Below are 5,110 nucleotides of genomic sequence, written 5' to 3' on the forward strand. Positions count from 1 at the left end.
GATTAGTAGTGTTATTTACATTAGATACAAATTGCTTTCTTGCGTTTTCTTCTTCTTTTAAAGCGTCTATATATGCTTTCTGTAGTCTATCTAATTCTTTTATTTCTTCATCTACCTGACTTTTCCTAGCATCTTTCTGTTTTCTGGTAGATTTTATTTTATTCTCTAACTCTTTCTTCATGTTGTCATTGGCATGTTCTTTTTGGTTTTCTAATGCTTCAATTTGTGCATTAAACACTTTCTCTTCTTCTTCCCAAGCCCTTTTGAATGATTCTTGTCTATACTTGAATTTCTCTTCTGTTTTGCTTATAGCCTTAGGAATATCATCTCCATATCTTTTTACGATTAATTTTGCTGAATCTGCTGAAATTACATCTATTTCTTTAAGTGCTTCTATAAAAGAATCCATGTTTTTGAAGTTAAGAGTACCATTAAATCCTTTAAGACCTTTGAAATTAAAATTACCTATACCTTTAGCATATCCAGGTATTCCAAATCCTTTTAAAAGTTTTTCTGTCTCTCGATTTGGAATTACTTTAGTTCCACGAGGTAAATTTACAAGTTCAGCTCCTCTATTTCCAGATATAGCAAAACTACCATTTGGAAGTACTATTCCTTCTCTTCCTTCTTCACTAACAACTGCTAGTCCACCGGGATGAGAGTTTGTTCCTCTAGCATATTGTGGCATTCTACCAGATGTAGGTTGAATAGTTTCAATCTCTAATTTTTTCTTTTCAGGTTTCCAACTATTCCACCAATTTTTTATTTTATCCCACCAGGTTAATATTTTACCCGTATCGGTGTTTACTGTATTTGTTAAATCTCCATATGCTTGTTCTAATTTTTTAATCCCTTCATTTTTCGTTTGTTCAGCTTTTTTCTTAACTTCTCTATATTGTCGATTAGCCTCCTCTATGATTTTATTAGCTGTTTGCTCTGCTTTAGGTCCTAACTGTTGTTTCATTTCCTCAGCCATGCGGACTCTATTATCTCGTTCTTCTTTAGCCTTTTTAACAGTTTCCTCTTTTTGCTTATTTATTTTCTTAACAGCGTCAGACATCATTTCAGCATTTATACGCTCTTTACTATTTTTCAAGTTATTTAATATAACTTCTTGCTCTACCTTATTTTTAGATAGTAACTTAATAGCTTCACTCTCATATCCTCTTTGTAATTTTAAAAGTTCATTATATTGCGATTGAGTTAATCCTTCTTTCTGAGTTTTTGCTTTATTTAGTATCTCTTTTATCTTATCTTCTTTTTCTTGAGTCTTCTTAATTTGTTGATCATAATGTTGAGTATACATATTTATTATGTTCTTCTGCTCTTCTGCTGTTATGCTTTTCATTCCATTAAATGTTTCTGTTAATTTCTGTAATGTTCGATCTTTGTTTTCCTCATATTTTTGAACAATTCGATCTTTCATTTCTCCAAATTTATTAGTAAGTCCTGTAACTTCCTTATCTGTCAGTTGTCTTTGTTGTGAATACATTGTTGTTAAAGTATTACCTGTTTGTTGAGACAATTCCATAAATGCACCAACTTGCTTCTTTGTTTCTTCTGAAATTGTGTGAGTAACTGTTTTACTAATCTCCGCAACCTCACCATTAGCAAGTTTAACTCTTTCTGTTGTAAGTTCAGTTTGACTAGCAAACAAGTCTAGAGCTGGAATGGCTTCTTGTGTTAACCCTTTATGTACCATATATCCTGCTCCTGCTACTGCTCCTATAGCTAGTGCTGCTGGTGCTGCCGCTACAACTGCTCCACCTAGTGCAGTTCCTAAACCTGCTAATCCTCCTACGCCTGCTGTTCCACTTGCAACCGTTGCAGCAGTTCCTAAACCTTTTGCTACCCCCGCTGTTTTACCTATCCAACCGGCAAAACTTGCTATAGTGGATATTCCTCCACCTATTCCAGATATCAGTTTTCCTACTCCAAAAGTTACAGGTCCAATAGCAGCCGTTAACATTCCGAACTTAACTATGTTTTCCTGTGTTTTAGGACTTAGCGAATTGAATTTGTCTGTAAGCCTTTGTAAAAAATCAACTAAACTGGCTATTGAAGGTTTTAGGGAATCATAGATTTTCAATCCCAGCTCTTCAAGTGCTGATTTCAATGCAGTTATAGAACCTTTGTTATTGCTTTGCATTGTTGTTGCAACATCCATTAAAGCACCATCAAATTTAGAGATATCGCCTTTCAATTGATCGTAAGTATCATCTAATCCATTCAAGAGAGCGTTTAAATCTTTTACGTGTTCCTTTCCTCCAATCATAGACAGATACATATTTTTTTGCTTTTCTGTCATTCCTTGCATTTTGCCTTTTAGCTCGAATAGCACCTTCTCAAGTCCTTTAAATTTCCCTTTCGAGTCAAAAGCTGTAAATTTAAGCTCATCTAGTGCTTTTTTTGCTCTACCAGCTGGTGCAGTAAGATTCAAAAGAACTGCATTTAGTGCCTTTCCAGACTCTGAACCTTTTACCCCTGCGTTCGCAAGGAATCCAAGGGCTAGTGCACTATCTTCGAGGGGTACCTTTAATCCTCTCAGTGTTCCTCCGACCGACAGATAAGCTTCTGCCATCTGGTCTATATCTGTGTTAGAACTTCGTGCCGTTTGAGCCACGATGTCAAGGTATTTTGGAAGATCTTTAGTGGTTATTCCTAGCGCAGACATAGAATCTGTAACTAGGGAGCTTGCTCTTGCTAAATCTATATTTCCGGCTTCACTCAATCTTAAGACAGGCATTAACGCTTCCATGGATGTTTTACTATCCCATCCGGCTAAAGCCATATAGCCGAGTGCATCTGCTGCATCTTTTGCCGACTTTGAAGTGCTAGCTCCTGCATCCCGTGCAGCCTTTTCTAGCTGTTTCATTTCGCTTGCTGTTGCACCAGAGAATGCTTGTACTTGACTCATACTAGCTTCGAAATCCATACCAATTTTAGAAGCTGCAATCCCTATCCCTGCAAGCGGTGCTGTCAATTTCATTGACAAAGACTTTCCAACGCCTTCAATTTTGCCACCTACATCTTTAAATTTCTTCCCGATGGGTTCCAACTTTTTTGATAACTGAGTCCATTTGTTTTCTTGTACTGTAAGTTCTTTGCTTACATTTTTAAGTTGACCTTCTAAATCTTTTAATTTAGCTTCTGCATTATTGGTCTTAGTTTCCCAATTTTCCATAGTTCGAACATTACTTCTTAACTTCTCTTCATTATCGGTATATTCTTGGGATAGCTCTTCATATTTAGATTTTAACTTCTTTGTTTCTTCTGCGTTTTCTCCTAATGTATTCTTACTCTCTTCGTATGCTTTTTTAGCTTGATCTACTTTTTCCTTAAGCTTTACTTGAGATTCTGTGTTTTTATCGAGAGTATCCTTAGATTCTTTTAGTTTGTTTTTATACTTATCAACTATATCTCTTTGTACGTCTATAGACTTTGAGAGCATTTCTTGCTTAGCTTTAAGACCCTCTAATCCTTTTCCGTGTTCTCCTAATCCTGCTGTAGCATTTTTAAACTCACTTTGAATAACCCTCATTGACCTTTGGAGGTTCTGAACACCTTGATTGAATGAGCTATTTTCCATTGCTACCCTTACAACTAAACTTCCTACATCACTCAATTCTTCACCTCCGATCTATAAAAAGTCCAGTTCATCTATATAAGCCACTTTTTCTGTTTCTTTGTTTCTACTTTTCTTAATCCTGTAAGCTAATACATCAAAGTAATAAAATATATCCATCTCGTCTATTTCCTTCATGCTCTGACCCTGTTCCATTAAATCGCTATATATAGGTAATAAAAAATCACCCTTGGAGCAATCTTCCTCGGGTGATACTAGTTTTTTGAATCAACTGGCATATCCTCTAGTTTTTCATCTAGTTTTCCAACAACTTTGTTCATATCTTTTATTACCTTGTCTACAAGTTCACTAGCAGGAAATCCATCGTAAAGCTCATCAAAGGTAAATTGATTTCCATATAACTCAACTAAATATTTAACTATGTTATCTATCTCTTTTTCGTATAACTCTCCTTTAGATACCTCTTTAGATAACTCTAATGTTTTTCTAAGCATTCTAGCACTTATAAAGTCTTGATTGAAAGTCTTGTCCTTTTTATCTATTCTTAATGTAATTTCTAACATGTTAATCCTCCTTAAATTCTATAATTTTATAAATAAAAAACAGGGGTATTATTCCCCTGTTTGCGGTGTTTCAGATTCTATTTTTCCTGTCAATGTTTCAATCGTAAACCATTTATCTGCACCTGTAAATTCTGGATTATCGTCATCAGCTAACAATCGGTACTCTTCGTCATGCATTCTCGGCATAAATGTAAGCTTTATCTTCTTAGTTTGGAAGTCCACTTTATCCTCTTTAGTTTTATGTTCGTCTTCTACAGGTTCAGCTTTTCCTTTAGTAAGCCAAATATATCTATAACCGCCTTCGTGCTTCTCTGATTTAAAACCTAGTGCCAATTCTATTGGGGCAGCGTTAGCTTTTTCTCTTAATACTCCATTAACTATTTTGTTACCTGTCCATTCTGCTCTTACCTCCAATGGTAAGTCTTGCATTTCTATTTCAACATCTATTTCTCCTAATGCAGTTGAAGTTGCTCCAAGCATATCATCATAATATATCTTCTCAGTTGATGCTTTGGGACTTATTTTAGCAGTTATAGCTCCTGCTATCCTTTTTATATTTGTATCATATTCAAGTGTGTCACTATCATCTTTTTTTAACGGTACATAATGTATATCTTTCAATCCTATTAAAGCCATATTTTATTCCTCCTCATTTTTCACATAATAAAAGGGACTTCCAATGGAAACCCCTTGATTGTTTTTATTTATTTGTAGTAAACAAACCTAATTACTTTATGATATATCTTTGTATCTGGTTCATAATCTTCATGTTCTGTCTTTCTTCTAAATCCTGCTTGCTTCATTAACTCCTTAACTTGTTTAATGGTATTTGTATAATCATTTCCACTAGTATTTGACCATATATCTACTTGGATATAGTAACCTTCTGTTTGCTCTTCATCATCCGCATACGTTTCAGCTTGCTGTAAGTAAGTGAAGTAAGTTATATATGTTTTTTCTC

5 protein-coding genes are annotated in these 5,110 nt (G+C 34.8%); all 5 read right to left on the reverse strand.

Translation table 11 applies throughout. The features are described from left to right. Positions 1 to 3,625, reverse strand: a 3,625-nt coding sequence (locus CLPU_RS16010; protein WP_082154282.1) for a phage tail tape measure protein, incomplete at its 3' end; no start/stop codon positions are given. Positions 3,626 to 3,640: 15 nt separating this feature from the next. Continuing rightward, on the reverse strand, positions 3,641 to 3,763 hold the full coding sequence (locus CLPU_RS18115) for a hypothetical protein (RefSeq protein ID WP_268760491.1): 123 nt from the start codon (positions 3,761 to 3,763) through the stop codon (positions 3,641 to 3,643). A 77-nt stretch (positions 3,764 to 3,840) separates the two neighbouring features. Continuing rightward, positions 3,841 to 4,149 carry a phage tail assembly chaperone G gene (gene gpG / locus CLPU_RS16015; RefSeq protein WP_050379074.1) on the reverse strand — a complete coding sequence of 103 codons (309 nt, stop codon included), beginning with the start codon at positions 4,147 to 4,149 and terminating at the stop codon, positions 3,841 to 3,843. A 48-nt stretch (positions 4,150 to 4,197) separates the two neighbouring features. Then, positions 4,198 to 4,785 carry a major tail protein gene (locus CLPU_RS16020; RefSeq protein WP_050379075.1) on the reverse strand — a complete coding sequence of 196 codons (588 nt, stop codon included), beginning with the start codon at positions 4,783 to 4,785 and terminating at the stop codon, positions 4,198 to 4,200. Between the two features lie 68 nt (positions 4,786 to 4,853). Then, positions 4,854 to 5,110 (reverse strand): hypothetical protein (locus tag CLPU_RS17380; RefSeq protein WP_050379078.1); only part of this gene is annotated, 257 nt, incomplete at its 5' end.

Source organism: Gottschalkia purinilytica, from assembly GCF_001190785.1.
In the GTDB taxonomy this organism is placed as follows: Bacteria; Bacillota; Clostridia; order Tissierellales; family Gottschalkiaceae; genus Gottschalkia_A; species Gottschalkia_A purinilytica.